This is a genomic window from Litorisediminivivens sp. KMU-197 (assembly GCF_056858395.1).
The window spans coordinates 44,530-59,749 of sequence record NZ_JBXEQG010000004.1; the positions used below are offsets into that span (position 1 = coordinate 44,530).

General features: G+C 67.0%; 19 protein-coding genes. 13 read left to right on the forward strand and 6 right to left on the reverse strand.

Annotated elements, in window-relative coordinates; all coding sequences use genetic code 11:
* The first annotated feature begins 18 nt into the window (after positions 1–18).
* From AC04PT_RS10265 to AC04PT_RS10290, 6 genes are all read left to right on the forward strand, one after another.
* Positions 19–150, forward strand: coding sequence for a hypothetical protein (locus AC04PT_RS10265; protein ID WP_482873594.1), 132 nt, complete (start codon positions 19–21; stop codon positions 148–150).
* Entirely contained in the window at positions 147–323 is a 177-nt protein-coding gene (hemP, locus tag AC04PT_RS10270) for a hemin uptake protein HemP (RefSeq protein ID WP_482873595.1), read from the forward strand. Before AC04PT_RS10265 ends, hemP begins: the two co-directional genes overlap by 4 nt.
* A 63-nt stretch (positions 324–386) precedes the next feature.
* Positions 387–1,403 (forward strand): aldose epimerase family protein, encoded by a 1,017-nt coding sequence (locus tag AC04PT_RS10275; RefSeq protein ID WP_482873596.1) that lies wholly within the window; start codon positions 387–389, stop codon positions 1,401–1,403.
* 100 nt (positions 1,404–1,503) lie between these two features.
* Entirely contained in the window at positions 1,504–2,664 is a 1,161-nt protein-coding gene (locus AC04PT_RS10280; RefSeq protein WP_482873597.1) for a WD40/YVTN/BNR-like repeat-containing protein, read from the forward strand.
* 186 nt (positions 2,665–2,850) lie between these two features.
* Positions 2,851–3,888: an alkane 1-monooxygenase gene (locus AC04PT_RS10285; RefSeq protein WP_482873598.1), complete on the forward strand. Its 1,038-nt coding sequence runs from the start codon at positions 2,851–2,853 to the stop codon at positions 3,886–3,888.
* 40 nt (positions 3,889–3,928) lie between these two features.
* On the forward strand, positions 3,929–4,324 hold the full coding sequence (locus AC04PT_RS10290; RefSeq protein ID WP_482873971.1) for a hypothetical protein: 396 nt from the start codon (positions 3,929–3,931) through the stop codon (positions 4,322–4,324).
* A gap of 100 nt (positions 4,325–4,424) precedes the next feature.
* Here AC04PT_RS10290 and AC04PT_RS10295 read toward each other — a convergent pair whose 3' ends face one another.
* On the reverse strand, positions 4,425–5,171 hold the full coding sequence (locus AC04PT_RS10295; RefSeq protein WP_482873599.1) for an alpha/beta hydrolase: 747 nt from the start codon (positions 5,169–5,171) through the stop codon (positions 4,425–4,427).
* A gap of 95 nt (positions 5,172–5,266) precedes the next feature.
* Positions 5,267–6,442, reverse strand: coding sequence for an MFS transporter (locus AC04PT_RS10300; RefSeq protein ID WP_482873600.1), 1,176 nt, complete (start codon positions 6,440–6,442; stop codon positions 5,267–5,269).
* Positions 6,443–6,776: 334 nt separating this feature from the next.
* On the opposite strand from AC04PT_RS10300, the gene thrS reads away from it, so the two are divergent.
* The 5 genes from thrS to AC04PT_RS10325 all read left to right on the forward strand — a co-directional run bounded on the left by thrS (position 6,777) and on the right by AC04PT_RS10325 (position 11,608).
* A complete protein-coding gene (thrS, locus tag AC04PT_RS10305) occupies positions 6,777–8,768 on the forward strand; it encodes a threonine--tRNA ligase (RefSeq protein WP_482873601.1) in 1,992 nt (663 codons plus the stop codon).
* A gap of 313 nt (positions 8,769–9,081) precedes the next feature.
* Complete coding sequence (locus AC04PT_RS10310; RefSeq protein ID WP_482873602.1) at positions 9,082–9,387, forward strand: BufA1 family periplasmic bufferin-type metallophore; 306 nt, start codon at positions 9,082–9,084, stop codon at positions 9,385–9,387.
* Positions 9,388–9,441: 54 nt separating this feature from the next.
* Positions 9,442–10,296, forward strand: a complete 855-nt coding sequence (bufB, locus tag AC04PT_RS10315) for an MNIO family bufferin maturase (RefSeq protein WP_482873972.1) — start codon at positions 9,442–9,444, stop codon at positions 10,294–10,296.
* Positions 10,293–11,039, forward strand: coding sequence for an HvfC/BufC family peptide modification chaperone (locus tag AC04PT_RS10320; RefSeq protein ID WP_482873603.1), 747 nt, complete (start codon positions 10,293–10,295; stop codon positions 11,037–11,039). Before bufB ends, AC04PT_RS10320 begins: the two co-directional genes overlap by 4 nt.
* On the forward strand, positions 11,036–11,608 hold the full coding sequence (locus AC04PT_RS10325; protein ID WP_482873604.1) for a DoxX family protein: 573 nt from the start codon (positions 11,036–11,038) through the stop codon (positions 11,606–11,608). The genes AC04PT_RS10320 and AC04PT_RS10325 overlap by 4 nt, the downstream gene beginning before the upstream one ends.
* Positions 11,609–11,625: 17 nt before the next feature.
* On the opposite strand, the gene AC04PT_RS10330 is transcribed toward AC04PT_RS10325, so the two are convergent.
* The 3 genes from AC04PT_RS10330 to AC04PT_RS10340 all read right to left on the reverse strand — a co-directional run bounded on the left by AC04PT_RS10330 (position 11,626) and on the right by AC04PT_RS10340 (position 12,797).
* Positions 11,626–12,051, reverse strand: coding sequence for an NUDIX hydrolase (locus AC04PT_RS10330; RefSeq protein ID WP_482873605.1), 426 nt, complete (start codon positions 12,049–12,051; stop codon positions 11,626–11,628).
* Position 12,052: 1 nt separating this feature from the next.
* On the reverse strand, positions 12,053–12,421 hold the full coding sequence (locus AC04PT_RS10335; RefSeq protein WP_482873606.1) for a hypothetical protein: 369 nt from the start codon (positions 12,419–12,421) through the stop codon (positions 12,053–12,055).
* 61 nt (positions 12,422–12,482) lie between these two features.
* A complete protein-coding gene (locus AC04PT_RS10340; protein WP_482873607.1) occupies positions 12,483–12,797 on the reverse strand; it encodes an ArsC/Spx/MgsR family protein in 315 nt (104 codons plus the stop codon).
* Positions 12,798–13,004: 207 nt separating this feature from the next.
* Here AC04PT_RS10340 and AC04PT_RS10345 point away from each other — a divergent pair, with 207 nt between their 5' ends.
* Entirely contained in the window at positions 13,005–13,211 is a 207-nt protein-coding gene (locus tag AC04PT_RS10345; protein WP_482873608.1) for a cold-shock protein, read from the forward strand.
* A gap of 71 nt (positions 13,212–13,282) precedes the next feature.
* Here AC04PT_RS10345 and AC04PT_RS10350 read toward each other — a convergent pair whose 3' ends face one another.
* Positions 13,283–14,188, reverse strand: coding sequence for a LysR family transcriptional regulator (locus AC04PT_RS10350; RefSeq protein WP_482873609.1), 906 nt, complete (start codon positions 14,186–14,188; stop codon positions 13,283–13,285).
* 102 nt (positions 14,189–14,290) lie between these two features.
* Between AC04PT_RS10350 and metF the strand changes: the two genes are divergently transcribed.
* The gene (metF, locus tag AC04PT_RS10355) at positions 14,291–15,157 is read left to right on the forward strand and encodes a methylenetetrahydrofolate reductase [NAD(P)H] (RefSeq protein ID WP_482873610.1); all 867 of its coding nucleotides are present in this window, start codon (positions 14,291–14,293) and stop codon (positions 15,155–15,157) included.
* Positions 15,158–15,220: the final 63 nt, after the last annotated feature.

The window sequence follows — 15,220 nt, forward strand, 5'->3', positions numbered from 1 at the left end:
CGCAACCGGAGACATCCCATGCCACACGAACGCCGCCGGATCACGCTCGTCCCGCCGCCCTGGGCGGACAACGGCATTTCCCTCGCTCCCCGCCGGTCGTCGCGGCCATCGCTGGAGCGCCTGCTCGACCTGCTGGAGGCGCGGTTATGAATGCCATCTCGCTCAGACTGCAGTCCCTGACGGCCGAGGAAATTCCCGCTGCGGGTCCGGTCTATGACGCCCGCCTGCTGGTCGGCACCGGCGGCACCGCGCGCATCCGTCTCGATGGCATGATCTACACCCTGCGCATCACCAGAGCGGGCAAGCTGATCCTCACCAAGTAGGCCCGGCTTTCGCATTGACCCGGGCGCAGCGCTGGCGTTTCCTGCAAGCCGAAGGAGACCGCCATGGCCCCGCCCGCGCCCCAGACCCTCGGCACCGCGCCCGATGGCAAACCACTCCGGGTTTTCCGCATCGGCAGCGCCGAACTGCAGGCGCGGGTCCTGACGCTAGGTGCAGTGCTGCAGGACCTGAGACTCGCCGGCCATGCGCCGCCGCTGGTGCTGGGATATGCCGATCCGATGGACTATGCCCGCAATCCGCACAAGCTGGGCGCGGTGGTCGGGCGCTGCGCAAACCGCATCGCCGACGCCCGCTTCACGCTGGAGGGACAGGTCTGCGAACTCGACCGCAACGACCCGGCAGGCCATTGCCTGCACGGTGGCGCCGAGGGCGTGCAGGCGCTCAGCTGGCAGGCGGTCGACCACGGACCGGATCACCTGACGCTCGCGATCATGCTCGAGGACGGCCACATGGGCTTTCCCGGCAAGCTCGAGGCGCACTGCACCTACCGCACCCGTGGTGCGGCGCTGGATATCGTACTGACAGCGAATTGCGATGCGCCGACCTACTGCAATCTCACCAATCATTCGTATTACAACCTGTCGGGTGCCGGGGATGTCTCGGATCACAGGCTCTCGGTCATGGCCGAAAGCTATCTGCCGGTGGATCAGCGTCAGATCCCCCTGGGCCGCCGGTCGCCAGTGGCGGGCGGGCTCGATTTCCGCGCGTCGAAGCCGGTGACGGGGCCGCTGGACCACAACTTCTGCCTCGCGCAGGCCCGCCGCGCCCTGACCCATGCGGCGACGCTTTCGGTGGACGGGCTGTCGATGCAATTGTCGACCACCGAGCCGGGCCTGCAGGTCTACGACGGCGCGGCGCTGGACCGCACCGGCCAGACCGGGTTGGCGGGGCGCAGCCACGGGCCCCACGCCGGCCTCGCGCTCGAGCCGCAGGCCTGGCCCGACGCGCCGAACCAGAGCTGGGCACCGCAGGCGCTGCTGAAGCCAGGCGAGACCTATCGCCATCACAGCCGCCTCGCCTTCACCCGGGCGGGCGCCGATCCGTCGCCGGATCGGGACTGACCCGGTGAGGGATCAGGCTGGCCGAAGAATTGCGTTCGGCAACTTCCCTGCCCCGTGATACCCTCGCGGACGTCACCGTCTTTGCAAAGGTCTGTTTGCCATGACCTCCATGACCCTGCTTATCGGCACCACCAAGGGCGCCTTCCTGCTCGACACTCCGGACCGTGAAAATTGGTCGCTGCGTGGCCCGTTCTGCGACGGCTGGCCGATCAATCACCTGTCAGGCGATCCCGAAACCGGCACCCTCTGGGCCGGCGGCGGCGGCGACTGGACCGGCGCCGGCGTCTGGCGCTCCACTGACGGGGGAGACACATGGTCGCTCAGCAAGCTGTCCGACGGAGAGCTGGACGACTGGCTGCGCAATGACCCCGACACGGCGGCGCAATTCGGCATGACGCCGCCGCCCCCGGCGCCCTTCGGCAAGGAGGTCTCGGCGATCTGGTCGCTGAAACACGCCCATGGCAGGCTCTATGCCGGGGCCAAGCCCGCGACGCTCTTTGCCAGCGACGATGGCGGCACCAGCTGGCAGAAGCTGCCGGCACTGAACGAGCATCCCTCCGCCGCGGACTGGCAGCCGGGCGCCGCCGGCCTGACCCTGCACACCATCGTCACCGACCCCGAGACGCCGGGCAGGCTCTGGCTGGCGATCTCCGCCGCCGGGGTCTTCGCCAGCGAAGACGGGGGCGAAAGCTGGGAGCGCCGCAACCGTCGTTCGAACGCAGACGGCCCCGCCCCCGAGGACCCCCACCCCGCCGCCGGGCAGGGCGACGAGACCGGGCTTTGCGTGCACAACATGGTGCGCGCCGGCGGTGCCAACGGCGACCTGCTCTACCAGCAGAACCACCATGGCGTCTTCCGCTCGCAGGACGGCGGCAGGTCGTGGCACGAGATCAGCGCGGGGCTGCCCTCGAAGTTCGGCTTTCCGATCTGCGTCCATCCCCGCGAGGCCCGCACCATTTGGACCCTCCCGCTGAACGGCGACATGGCCGGGCGCTATCCGCCCGAGGCCAGCGCGGCGGTGTGGAAATCCGTCGACGGCGGCGACAGCTGGCGTAAAAAGCATAAGGGGCTGCCGCAGGAAAACTGCTTCTTCACCGTGCTGCGCCAGGCCATGGCAGTGGACGCGGGCGACCCGGCCGGCGTCTATTTCGGCACCAACTCCGGCTCGGTCTTCGCAAGCCGTGACGCGGGCGAAAGCTGGTCCGAGGTGGCGCGGCACCTGCCGACGGTGCTTTGTGTCGAGACGCTGTCGCGAGCCTGAGGGTTGCGCCGCGGCTGCGCGCGTCGCCGGGGGGTGGCGCGCTGCGCGCGCCCCGGAGGCTCTGCCTCCAGACCTCCGGGATATTGTCGGCCAGAAGAAGGATCAGGCGGGGGTGAGGATCGGTTTGCCCTCGGTCGGCCCAGTTCCTAACGTATCTGCGGCACGACTCAGCCCGGAGACGCCATCTTGATCCGATTTGCCGCCGCAACGCTCACCCCGGTCGTGCTGCTCGCGCTTGCGGCGCTGGCAGGCGGCGTCTGGATCTGGGCGGCGCTGGCCTATCTGACGCTGCTGGTGTTCGGGCTGGACCAGTTGCGCGCCATGGCGGCGCCCGCCGATCCGGGGGCGGAGCTTCCCGCCGGCACCGTGTTGTCGGTGATGCTGGGGCTGGCGCATTTCCCGCTGCTGGCGCTGGCGGTCTGGCTGGTCTCGGGCGGCAGCGGCGCGCCCTGGGACGCGCGGATCGCGGGCTTCTTCGCCTTCGGCCTGTTCTTCGGGCAGGTCAGCAACTCCATTGCGCACGAGCTGATCCACCGCGCCGACCGCAGGCTCAGACGGCTGGGCGTCACTGTCTATGCTTCGGTGTTTCATGGCCACCATGCCTCGGCGCATCCGCTGGTGCATCACGTCCACGTCGGCACGCCCGCGGACCCCAATACACCGCGCGGGCGCGAAAGCTTCTACCGCTTCGCCTGGCGTGCCGTGCGCGGCGAATACCGCGCCGGGCGTAAGGCCGAAACCGCGCGCAGGGCCCGCGTCGGAAAAACCGGCCTGCATCCCTATCGCATCTATGCGCTGATCTCGCTGGCCACGCTGACCGTGGCAATGCTGATCGGCGGGCTGGCCGGGGCGGTGTCGCTGCTGGCGCTTGCGGCCTATACCCAGTCGCAGCTGCTGGTGACGGACTACGTGCAGCACTATGGGCTGTCGCGCCGGACCGACGCGCAGGGCCGCACCGAGCCCTGCGGCCCACAGCACAGCTGGAACGCGCCGCAGTGGTTCTCGTCGGCGCTGATGCTCAACGCGCCGCGCCATTCCGACCACCACGTCCGGCCCCGTGTCGCCTATCCCGGGCTGAAGCTCGACGATCGTGCCATGCCCACATTTCCCTACGCCCTGCCGGTCATGGCGCTGCTCGCGCTCTGGCCGCGGCGCTGGCGGCAGATCATGGACCCGCGCGCCGCGCACTGGCAGGCCAACGGTCGGGAAGTTGCGGATTTGTGACTTGCCCCGCGGCCCGCGCCTCTGCCACTGTCGGGACATGATGAAGCATCTGTTCACCTTGCTTGCGCTTGCGGTGGCGACCCCTGCCGTCGCCGGCATGTCGGCGGCCGAGTTCGAGGCCTATACCACCGGCAAGACGCTCTATTTCGGGTCGGACGGGCGCGAATACGGGGTCGAGGAGTACCGCGAGAACCGCCGCGTGCGCTGGTCGTTTCTCGACGGGCGCTGCCGCGATGGCTACTGGTACGAGGACAGCCGCGGCATGATCTGCTTCGTCTACGAAGACACCCCCGAACCGCAGTGCTGGAATTTCGAGCGCAGCCCGGGCGGGGGCCTGCTGGCGCGCTTCGAGGACGATCCGCAGGGCACGCTGCTCTACGAGGCCAACCAGGATGACAAGCCGATGATGTGCCTCGGCCCGGACATCGGGGTCTGAGGTCCGCCGCGTCAGGCCCAACCTCCATCGCTCCGACGCCGTCCCGGGCCTGATACGGGATCTCCCGCGCCGCCTTTGAATGCGCCGCGGCCTTTCGGGCTTACCCTTTGGGCCGGCCCATGACCGCGTTCAGCGCGCCGGCGATCAGCGGCAGGCAGTCGGGCGCCGAGAAACTGTGATCCGCCCCCCTCAGAAAGGTCAGCGCGATGTCCGGGCTGTCGGCATGATCCAGCAGGCGCAACGCGGTGTCGCGGCTGACCGAGTTATCCTCGGTTCCTTGCAGGCACCGCACCGGAAACGGCAGCGCCAGCGGTGACCGCAGCACGAGGTGGCGGCGTCCGTCCTCGATCAGCCGCCGGGTGACGCGATAGGGATCGCCGTACTCCGAGGGCCGGTCGTAATAGCCCTGCTCCATGACCTGCGCCCTCTGGTCGTCGCTGAACTCCGCCCAGAAGCCGTCTTCGGTGAAATCCGGCGCGGCGGCGATGGTGACAAGCCCCGCGACGTTGTCGAGCCGCCGGCTCAGCAACAGCGAGATCCAGCCGCCCATGGACGAGCCCACCAACACCAGCGGCCCGTCGCAGGTGGCACGGATCACCGCCTCGGCATCCTCGGCCCAGTCGCCGATGCAACCGTCCTCGAACCGGTCCGAGCTTTGCCCGTGCCCGGAATAGTCGAACCGCAGATAGGCCAGACCCCGCGCGCGGCAATGCTCTTCCAGCCAGACCGCCTTGGTGCCGGTCATGTCGGACTTGTAGCCGCCGAGAAAGACGATGGTGGGGCTGTCGCCCGCGGTCTTGTAATAGGCGATGCGGCGGCCTTGCGCGGTCTCATGGGTCTGGGGCATGGGGTCTCCTGTGCGGTGTCCGGCGGCGATAGTGCCGGGGGTCGCGGATCAGCGCAACCGGGGTAGGATGGGTGCTCAGCACCCATCCTACGGTGTCACGCCCGCGTCTCGACCTCGTTCAGCCAGAGCGCCGCCCCGCTGGCCGCAAGGCAGAGCACCGCGAACCCCAGTAGCGCCGCCTCGGGTCCGATCATCGCCGCCGCGCCGCCCAGCGCACCGGTCACCAGCAGGATGGTGCCGATCACGGTATTGGCCAGCGCCGCATAGGTCGACCGCTGCTCGGGCGGCGACATGTCCACAAGGTAGACCGACCGGCCCTGCCGCACGCCGTGATAGGCCAGCATCAGCACGAAAAGCGTCGCCGGAATCGCCCAGACGGTCTGCGCCACCCCGGTCCAGGCGAAGCCCACCGCCGCCAGCATCGCCGCTGCCCCCAGCACACCGGTCAGCATCAGCACCAAGCGGCTCGACCAGTCCGCCATGCGGCCCCAAAAATAGGAACTGGCGAAGGAGGCCAGCGCCGACACCAGCACCAGCACGCCCAGCCGATCCAGCGCCAGTTCGGCCTCGTGCGCCGCCAGCAGCACGAAGAACGGCGGCGCCAGCGCGGTCGGCACCAGCAGTCCCCGGACGAGGATGAAGACCTGCAACTGCCGGTCCTCGCGCAGAGGCGACAGGTCCGGCAGCACCGCCGCTTCGGTCTCGCTCGGGTCTTCCTCGAGCCGCACCATGACCAGCGCGGCCACCATCCACAGACCGGCCGCCAGCGCGATGGCAAGGATCACCGCGATCCGCTCGGTCAACACCCCGGTCAGCAACAGCACGCCCAGCACGATCACCCCAGCCGACGAGACACTGCCCGCCGCGCCGGTCACGCTGCCGCGCCGCGACGTGCCGACGGTCTTGCCCAGCACGTCCTTGTAGCTGACCGAACAGGCGGCGCGTGACAAGGCAAGCGCGGCCAGAGCGCCGCAGACCGCCAGCCCCGCGGCCCATCCCGTCAGCGTCAGCCCCGCCAGCGCGATCAGCGCCGCAGAGACCCCCTGCCCGACGCCCCCCGCCGCCCAGAACCACTTGCGCCGCCGCAGCCGCCTCAGCCAGCCCGAGAGCAGGATTTGCGGCAGCAGGGCACCGGCCTCGCGGATTGGCACCAGCAGGCCGATCAGCACCGCCGGCGCACCCAGCGCAGTCAGCAGCCACGACAGGATCAGCTTCGGATCGACCAGCCCGTCCGCCAGCTTCGACGCGGTCAGCGCCAGGATGTGGCGCAACCCGTTCCGGGCCTCGGTATCGCCGGTGCTTTCGCCCGCGATGCGATGAAAGATGCGCTCTGCTATGGTCCCGATCCCCTATGGTGATCCGTCAAGGATAGGCCGCATCCCTCAGCGATCAATTCCGCCGCCTCGCCGCCCCGACCTGACGCTCCGTGATCCGTCAACGGATCAGACCCGATCCATCCATGGATCGGCGCTCCCCGCCAGCGGCCGGTTGCCATCGCTCCGCCAAGGGTTCGGACTTGACACAAAGCCGCGCAGAGGCCACACGACCCCACCACATACCCGCAACCGGGCGTTTTGTAGGCGCCAAACCGACGAGGAGGCCGATATGGCTCAAATCTCCCTGACTTTCCCCGATGGCAATGCACGACAGTACGACGCTGGCGTGACCCCCGCGGATGTGGCTGCCGATATCTCGAACTCGCTCGCCAAGAAGGCCGTATCGGCCAACGTCAACGGCGCGCATTGGGATCTTCAGTGGCCTATCACCGAAGACGCGCATGTCGCGATCAACACCATGAAGGACGAGGCCCCGGCGCTGGAGCTCATCCGGCACGACCTCGCGCATATCATGGCCCGCGCGGTGCAGGAGCTCTGGCCCGACGTCAAGGTCACTATCGGTCCGGTGATCGAAAACGGCTGGTACTACGATTTCGACCGCGCCGAGCCCTTCACCCCCGAAGACCTGGGCGAAATCGAAAAGAAGATGCGCGAAATCATCAACGCCCGCGATCCCGTCCGCACCGAGGTCTGGTCGCGCGAGGACGCCATCGCGCATTACGAAGCCAACGGCGAGCCCTACAAGGTCGAACTGGTCAACGCCATTCCCGACGACGGTCAGCCGATCCGCATGTATTGGCATGGGCAGTGGCAGGACCTCTGCCGTGGCCCGCATTTGGCGCACACCGGTCAGGTGCCGGCGGATGCCTTCAAGTTGATGCGCGTGTCGGGCGCCTACTGGCGCGGTGACAGCAAGAACGCCCAGCTTCAGCGGATCTACGGCGTCGGCTTCCAGAACAAGGACCAGCTGCGCAAATACCTCAACTTCCTCGAAGAGGCCGAGAAGCGCGATCACCGCAAGCTGGGCCGCGAGATGAACCTGTTCCACATGCAGGAAGAGGCCCCCGGCCAGGTGTTCTGGCATCCGAACGGCTGGACCATCTACACCCAGCTTCAGGACTACATGCGCCGCAAGCAACGCGCCGGCGGGTACAGGGAAATCAACACGCCGCAGGTGGTCGACCGCAAGCTGTGGGAGGCCAGCGGCCACTGGGAAAAATACCAGCACCACATGTTCCTCGTCGAGGTCGATGAAAGCCGCGACGGCGAAAACGACGATGCCGCCGTGAAGGACAAGGCACAGACGCGGATCAACGCGCTGAAGCCGATGAACTGCCCCTGCCACGTGCAGGTCTTCAACCAGGGCCTCAAGTCCTACCGCGACCTGCCGCTCCGGCTGGCCGAATTCGGCTCCTGCGCCCGGTTCGAACCCTCGGGCGCGCTGCACGGCATCATGCGGGTGCGCGGCTTCACCCAGGATGACGCCCATATCTTCTGCACCGAGGATCAGATCCAGGAGGAATGCGCCAAGTTCATCGACTTCCTCGCCAACATCTACGAAGAGTTGGGCTTCCCTGAATTCGAGATCAAGTTCGCCACCCGCCCGGAAAAGCGCGTGGGCTCGGACGAAAGCTGGGACTACGTCGAAGGCGCCTTGGAGAACGCCATCAAGGCGGTGGGCCGCGACTACACGCTCGAGCCGGGCGACGGCGCCTTTTATGGCCCCAAGCTTGACTTCTACCTGACCGACGCGATCGGCCGGGTCTGGCAATGCGGCACCTTTCAGGTCGATCCCAACCTGCCCGAACGGCTCGGCGCCAGCTTCATCGGCGCGGATGGAGACAAGCACCGCCCCTACATGCTGCACCGCGCGTGCTTGGGCAGCTTTGAACGCTTCATCGGCATCCTGATCGAGAACTGGGAAGGCAAGCTGCCGTTCTGGCTGGCGCCGCGGCAGGTGGTGGTGGCCTCCATCGTCTCGGACGCAGACGACTACGTCGCCGAGGTAGTGGCCAATCTGCAAGCTCAGGGCGTCCGCGCCGAGGCCGACACCCGCAACGAAAAGATCAACTACAAAGTCCGCGAGCATTCGCTCGGCAAGGTCCCGGTGATCCTCGCCATCGGCGCGCGCGAGGTCGAGGAACGCACCGTGACCGTCCGCCGCCTTGGCGAGAAACAGACCCGCGTCGCGGCGCTGGACGAGGTGGTTCAGGACCTCGCCACCCAGGCGCTGCCGCCCGACCGTGTCCCGGCGGCGTAAAGCTGTAACATTCCGGGCCGTCCCGTGATCGGGCGGCCCGGTTTAAACGCGCTTTGCAACCAATTGTAACATTCCAGCGCTGGAACCCCGCGGCGCGTCACATGGCAGGTGACGCGCCTCTTTGATTTCAAAGGCTTTTCGCGCTATCCTCGCATTCGCGGCATCACATGCGCCTGACGTCGGGTTACGCATCCGTGATCAACGGGCCTGTGAAGTGATCGGCAGGCCCCACCGGGCGTAGTCTTGTTTCAGCCGCCGCAGGGGCGGCCTTGGACGAACCATCTGAGATCAAAGACCAAAAGGGATGCACCATATGTCGAACATCATGAAAACCGCTGCCGTCGCAGGCGCTGTCGCAGCCGCTCTGGCCGCCCAGACCACCACCGCCACCGCCCAGGAAAAAGAGAAGTGCTACGGCGTGTCGCTGGCCGGTCAGAACGATTGCGCCGCCGGCCCCGGCACCACCTGCGCGGGCACCTCGACCGTGGACTATCAGGGCAACGCATGGACGCTGGTCGACGCCGGCACCTGCGCAGACATCGAACTGCCCGAGATGGCCGACGGCAGCCTGCGCATGGGATCGCTTGAAGCGCTGGAACGCGACATTCCGGAAAGCTGAGACCGAATTGCAGGGTGGGTGCACGGCACCCATCCTGCCACCAAGGACGCCGCCATGGACGCCAGCCACAACCATCCGTCGCTGCCCGCCGCGCCCGGCGTCGGCTACAAGCCGCAACATTACACCCAGATCATTGACGGCGCCGCTCCTGTCGAATGGCTGGAGATCCATGCCGAGAACTACATGGGCGACGGCGGCCGACCGCTGGCGCAACTCCGGGCCCTGTCCGAGTGTTTCGCCATCTCCGTCCACGGCGTCGGCCTGTCGATCGGCGGCGAGATGCCGCTGGACGAAGACCACCTCGCCCGCCTCGGGCACCTGTGCGACTGGCTGCAACCGGCCAGCTTCTCCGAACACCTCGCCTGGTCGACCCACGACAGCCACTTCCTCAACGACCTTCTTCCGCTGCCCTATACCGACGCCACCCTCGCCCGGGTCTGCACCCATATTGACCAAGTGCAAGAGGCCGTGGGCCGCCAGATGCTGCTGGAAAATCCCTCGTCCTACCTCGCCTTCGCCGAAAGCACCTGGGACGAGCCCGCCTTCTTGAACGAGATCGTTCGCCGCACCGGCTGCGGGCTGCTGCTCGATGTCAACAACGTCTTCGTTTCGGCCACCAACCTCGGATTCTCGCCGCAGGGCTACATCGACGCCTTCCCGCTGGCCCGCGTCGGCGAAATCCACCTCGGCGGCCATGACGAGGACGAAGACGACCACGGCGCGCCGCTCCTGATCGACAGCCACGGTCGCGCGGTGGTGGATCCGGTCTGGGCGCTGCTCGATTACACGTTGGCGCGCTCCGGCGCGCGCCCGGTGCTGGTGGAATGGGACAACGACGTGCCCGACTGGCCCGTGCTCCGATCCGAGGCGGAACGCGCCGCCGGGGCGCTCGCCCGGGTGCCCGCATGACCGGTCAGGCCGATTTCCGCGCCGGGCTGCTGGATGCCGCGCAGCCGGGGCCCGACGGTCTTCACGACGGTCACGGCAACCCCGCCGGCCGCCGTTACAACGTCTACCGCAACAACATCGTTACCGCTCTGGGCGATGCGCTGGCCACCGGCTTCCCGGCGGTGGCGAAACTGCTCGGAGAGACCAACTTCAAAACCCTCGCCGCGCGCCACTTGCGGACCACCCCGCCCGACAGCCCGCGCATGATGCTCTATGGCGCCGGCTTCGCGGATTTCCTCGACGGCATCGACGCGCTGCGCAAATACCCCTACCTCGGCGATGTCGCCCGGCTGGAATACGCCCTGCGCGAAAGCTACCACGCCGCCGATGCCGCCCCCGTGACGCCCGACGCCCTGGCGCTGGCGCCAGACGCCCTGATGGCCGCCCGCCTGACGCTGGCCCCCTCGGTCCGGGTGCTCCGCTCGCGCTTTCCGGTGGTGTCGATCTGGCGCTACAACATGGTCCCGGACAGCCCCAAACCGCAAGGCGGGGCCGAAGACGCCCTGATCCTGCGCCCCGGCTTCGACCCAGAACCGCACGTGCTGCCCCCCGGCGGCGCGGCCTTCCTGCACGCCATTCAGGACGGCCAGATACTCGGCGCCGCCTTCGAGGCCGCGCAGACCGAAAACTTCGACCTCTCCCGCGTGCTGACGCTGCTGCTCGCGGGCAATGCTTTGACGGCCGTAACGGAGGACACGCGATGACCGCCCTTGTGAACCTGCACGACATGATCTTCGAGGCGCTGGAACGAAGCCTTTCCGGCCTGCTGCCACTTCTGGCGCGGTTCATCTTCGCGGCGGTGCTTCTGATGTACTTCTGGAACTCCGGCCTGACCAAGCTGGGCGACGGGGTGCTGGGCTTCCTGCAACCGTCGACCGGCGCCTACGCGCAGATCTTTCCCCGGCAGATGGAGGCGGTCGGCTACGACGTCAGCCAGCTGGGCGTCTTTCACTGGCTGGTGGTGGTGGCCGGCATGTGGGCCGAATTCATCCTGCCGCTGCTGATCGTCATCGGGCTGGCCACGCGGCTTGCGGCGCTCGGCATGATCGGCTTCATCGCCGTGCAAAGCCTGACCGACCTCTATGGCCACGGCGGCATCGCCCATCCCGAAACGCTGGGCACATGGTTCGACCGCGTGCCGGACGCGGCAATCCTCGACCAACGCGCCTTCTGGGTGTTCCTGCTGCTGGTGCTGGTCATCAAGGGCGCGGGCGTCCTGTCGCTAGACTGGATGCTCAGCCGCGAAGTGCTGGGCCGACCCAAGGAAGCGTGACCGGTGCCGGGTGATCTTCACCCATCCTCGCCCAGCGCCACCCGCACCACCCGCGCGACATCCGCACTCGACGGCACCGCACCATCCAGAACGTCGCCCACCGGATGCCACGCCGCGGCTTCCGCGTCGTCGCAAGCCGCCAGCACACCCTCCGCCGCGTCGCAGAGCACGGCAATCAGGACATAGTGAAACAGCAGGGCCCCCGCGTCGTCGCGGCGGATAAGGTCGAGATGCGCCAGCACCCGCCCGGCCCTGGCCGACAGGCAGCATTCCTCGCGCAACTCGCGCAGGGCGGCCTCGGCCACGGTCTCGCCCGGTTCTACATGACCGCCGGGAAACCCCCAAAGCCCGGCATCTGCCTTGCCCGCGCCACGTCTGACCAGCAGCACCCTGCCGTCTTCGACCAGCACCGCTAGCGCACCCAGCTTCGGACCGGTCGTCACCTCAGAAATGCGCCTTCGGTTCGTCCGGCCGCCCGGCCAGCACCGCCAGCAAACCGCCCAACCCGACCAGTGAGATCGGGAACATGGTAAACACGTTGAAGCCCAGCGCGTGATACATCAGTCCGGCCGCCAGCAGCATCAGCACGCCGCCCCACAGCGCCCGCGCCTTGGCCATCGCGCCACCGGCAATCGCCAGGATCGGCGACACCACCGCCGCCGCGCGGATCAATTCGACATCGCTCACCTGCTCCGCCAGCCCCTCGATCTCGCCGAAGCGATGCACCGCCTCGGTATAACCGTAGCTGAAAAATCCCACGATCATGGCGATCACCCCGCCGATCACACCAAGGGTCAGGGCCGCGTTGCGCATGTCATCTCCTGTCTCTGCCTGCGTGTCACCTAGTCACGCCAAGCGCCGGATCCAAGCCCGCTCAGCCGGTCAGCGCCGCCCGCACCTCGGGCCCCCAGCCCAGATAGAGGCCATCTTCCGCTTCGATCAGGGGCCGTTTCATCAGCGTCGGATGCGCGCTCAGCAGTTGCAAAGCAGGCGTCGCGCGCTCCTGCTCGGACAATCCGCGCCACGTTGTCGACCGCGCGTTGATCAACTTTTCGCCAAAGCGCTCCCACGCCCGCGCCATCGTCTCCGCAGGCACACCTGCGCCCCGGACATCGACGAACTCGACATTCTCCAACTCTTTCAACGCCTTGCGGCAGGTATCGCAGGTCTTCAGCCCGTACAGACGCATCTTGCCCCCCATGATTGCATGCGCAAATTATCACTCACGCCCGCAGCCGCCAGCGCGTAATCCTTGATTTTTTACAAACCCATGTAATCCTTCCCCTGCGTGACCTTCGACGATCAGCCGACTGCCTCGGCCTGAGAGGCGGGTGGTGCCGCACAAGACCCGGGCCCGCAGGGGTGGTCCGGCAAGTTAGTTGAAGGAGACGCGGACATGCCAAGCGGCACCGTGAAGTGGTTTAATACCACGAAAGGGTATGGATTTATCGAACCGAGCGAGGGCGGCAAAGACGTCTTCGTGCATATTTCAGCGGTTCAACGCTCCGGGTTGACCGGGCTGGCGGACAATCAGAAGGTGGAATACGAGCTCGAGGAAGGCCGCGACGGCCGCCAGATGGCCTCCGATCTCAAACTCGCCTGACCTTTACCATAGCGAGGACAGCCCGAAGGCCCGGGAAAGCGACCCCCGGGACCGGCGCGGCCGTTTTCGCGTCAAGCTGCCTGCAGACGCGCCGCCTCGGACCGGGCGAGCGCGATCAATTCCTGCATGTAGGGCTTGGCCACATCGTCGACCCGCGTCGCGGCATAAAGCGTGCGGGTAATGCCCTTTTGCGTCAAAGGCCGCGTCACGTAGTCCGAATTGTACTTCACCTCGCGCACCACCCAGTCCGGCAGCACCGATACGCCCCGGTTCGACGCCACCAGAAGCAGGATCACCGCCGTCAGCTCCGCCTGCCGGATCGCTGCGGGCTCCACCCGTGAAGGGATCAGCAGTTGCGAAAACACGTCTAGCCGGGTCCGCTCCACCGGATAGGTGATCAGCGTCTGGCCGCGGAAATCCTCGGCGTCGATGAACGCCTTGGCAGCCAGCGGATGCGCCTTGGACGCCACGAACACCGGCGCATAGTCGAACAGTTCGGTGAACTCCACATGCGGCAGGCTCTCGGGGTCGGACGACACCACAAGGTCCACCTCCTCTTTCTGAAGCGCCGGCAGGGCATCGAAGGCCAGCCCGGGCCTGATGTCCACATCCACGTCCGGCCACGACTTGCGGAACGCCTCGAGCACCGGAAAGAGCCACTCGAAACAGGCGTGGCACTCGATCGCGATATGCAGCCGCCCGGATTTGCCGTCGCGCAGGCCGCTAAACTCATCCTGCAATTTCTCGATCTCCGGGAGGATTGTCTCTGCCGCTCTGAGCAGCCGCAATCCCGCCGCCGATAGCTTCATCGGTTTTGACCGGCGCACAAACAGTTCAACCCCCGCCTGGTCCTCCAACCCCTTGATCTGATGCGACAATGCCGATTGCGTGATGTTCAGCTGATCGGCCGCCTTGGCCAGCCCGCCGGCGTCGTGAATGGCCTTGATCGTGCGCAGGTGACGAAATTCGATATGCATGGGACCTACCGTCTGACTCATAATGGTGATGAGATTTATGAGTTTGTCTCACATCCGATGATTTGCGACAAGGAGGAAACCCTGGATCAGGAATCAGTAACCATGACAGTTCCCGCCGTTTCATTCGAATTCTTCCCGCCCCGCGACCTCGAGGCGTCGTTCCGCCTCTGGGACACCGTTCAGGTGCTCGCACCCCTGCAACCGCGCTTCGTCTCGGTCACCTACGGCGCCGGCGGCACCACGCGCGAACTGACCCGCGACGCGGTTGCCACGCTGCACAAATCGTCCGGCCTCAAGGTCGCGGCCCACCTCACCTGCGTCAATGCCTCGCGTGAGGAAACCCTCGGCATCGCCGCCGATTTCGCCAAGGCCGGCGTCAGCGACATCGTCGCCCTGCGCGGCGACCCGCCCAAGGGCGCCGCCGGGTTCGAGGCCCACCCGCAAGGCTTCCGCGACAGCTGCGAACTGATCGCCGCGCTCAAAAACGCCGGCGATTTCACCATCCGCGTCGGCGCCTATCCCGACAAGCACCCCGAGGCCGCGACCGAACAGGCCGACGTCGACTGGCTGAAGCGCAAGATCGACGCCGGTGCAGATGAGGCCCTGACGCAATTCTTCTTCGAAACCGAGACCTTCCTGCGGTTCCGCGACCGCTGTGCCGCCGCCGGCATCGCCGCGCCCGTCATCCCCGGCATCCTGCCGATCGAGAACTGGAAGGGCATCCGCAACTTCGCCACCCGCTGCGGCACCCCGATCCCCGCCTGGCTGGACGAGGCCTTTGACAAGGCCACCCGCGACGGTCGCGAAGACCTGCTGGCCACCGCGCTTTGCGCCGAGATGTGCGACAGGCTGGTCTCCGAGGGGGTCGAGAACCTGCACTTCTACACCCTCAACCGCCCGGAACTGACCCGCGATGTCTGTTTCGCTCTGGGCGTCACGCCGCGGGTCACGCTGGAAAACGTCGCCTGAAAAAAGGCCTGATCCACTTCCCTCCCCTCCGGTTCTGCGCCAGTCTCGGCGCCAAACCGGAGG

Excerpts from the sequence above, each read along its gene's own strand:
- AC04PT_RS10295 (WP_482873599.1), bottom strand. The coding sequence starts at position 5,171 with ATGCCCCAGACCCATGAGACCGCGCAAGGCCGCCGCATCGCCTATTAC.
- metF (WP_482873610.1), top strand. The coding sequence starts at position 14,291 with ATGACAGTTCCCGCCGTTTCATTCGAATTCTTCCCGCCCCGCGACCTC.
- AC04PT_RS10350 (WP_482873609.1), bottom strand. The coding sequence starts at position 14,188 with ATGCATATCGAATTTCGTCACCTGCGCACGATCAAGGCCATTCACGAC.
- bufB (WP_482873972.1), top strand. The coding sequence starts at position 9,442 with ATGGACGCCAGCCACAACCATCCGTCGCTGCCCGCCGCGCCCGGCGTC.
- AC04PT_RS10310 (WP_482873602.1), top strand. The coding sequence starts at position 9,082 with ATGTCGAACATCATGAAAACCGCTGCCGTCGCAGGCGCTGTCGCAGCC.
- thrS (WP_482873601.1), top strand. The coding sequence starts at position 6,777 with ATGGCTCAAATCTCCCTGACTTTCCCCGATGGCAATGCACGACAGTAC.
- AC04PT_RS10335 (WP_482873606.1), bottom strand. The coding sequence starts at position 12,421 with ATGCGCAACGCGGCCCTGACCCTTGGTGTGATCGGCGGGGTGATCGCC.
- AC04PT_RS10340 (WP_482873607.1), bottom strand. The coding sequence starts at position 12,797 with ATGCGTCTGTACGGGCTGAAGACCTGCGATACCTGCCGCAAGGCGTTG.
- AC04PT_RS10265 (WP_482873594.1), top strand. The coding sequence starts at position 19 with ATGCCACACGAACGCCGCCGGATCACGCTCGTCCCGCCGCCCTGGGCG.
- AC04PT_RS10345 (WP_482873608.1), top strand. The coding sequence starts at position 13,005 with ATGCCAAGCGGCACCGTGAAGTGGTTTAATACCACGAAAGGGTATGGA.
- AC04PT_RS10280 (WP_482873597.1), top strand. The coding sequence starts at position 1,504 with ATGACCTCCATGACCCTGCTTATCGGCACCACCAAGGGCGCCTTCCTG.
- hemP (WP_482873595.1), top strand. The coding sequence starts at position 147 with ATGAATGCCATCTCGCTCAGACTGCAGTCCCTGACGGCCGAGGAAATT.
- AC04PT_RS10325 (WP_482873604.1), top strand. The coding sequence starts at position 11,036 with ATGACCGCCCTTGTGAACCTGCACGACATGATCTTCGAGGCGCTGGAA.
- AC04PT_RS10320 (WP_482873603.1), top strand. The coding sequence starts at position 10,293 with ATGACCGGTCAGGCCGATTTCCGCGCCGGGCTGCTGGATGCCGCGCAG.
- AC04PT_RS10275 (WP_482873596.1), top strand. The coding sequence starts at position 387 with ATGGCCCCGCCCGCGCCCCAGACCCTCGGCACCGCGCCCGATGGCAAA.
- AC04PT_RS10290 (WP_482873971.1), top strand. The coding sequence starts at position 3,929 with ATGAAGCATCTGTTCACCTTGCTTGCGCTTGCGGTGGCGACCCCTGCC.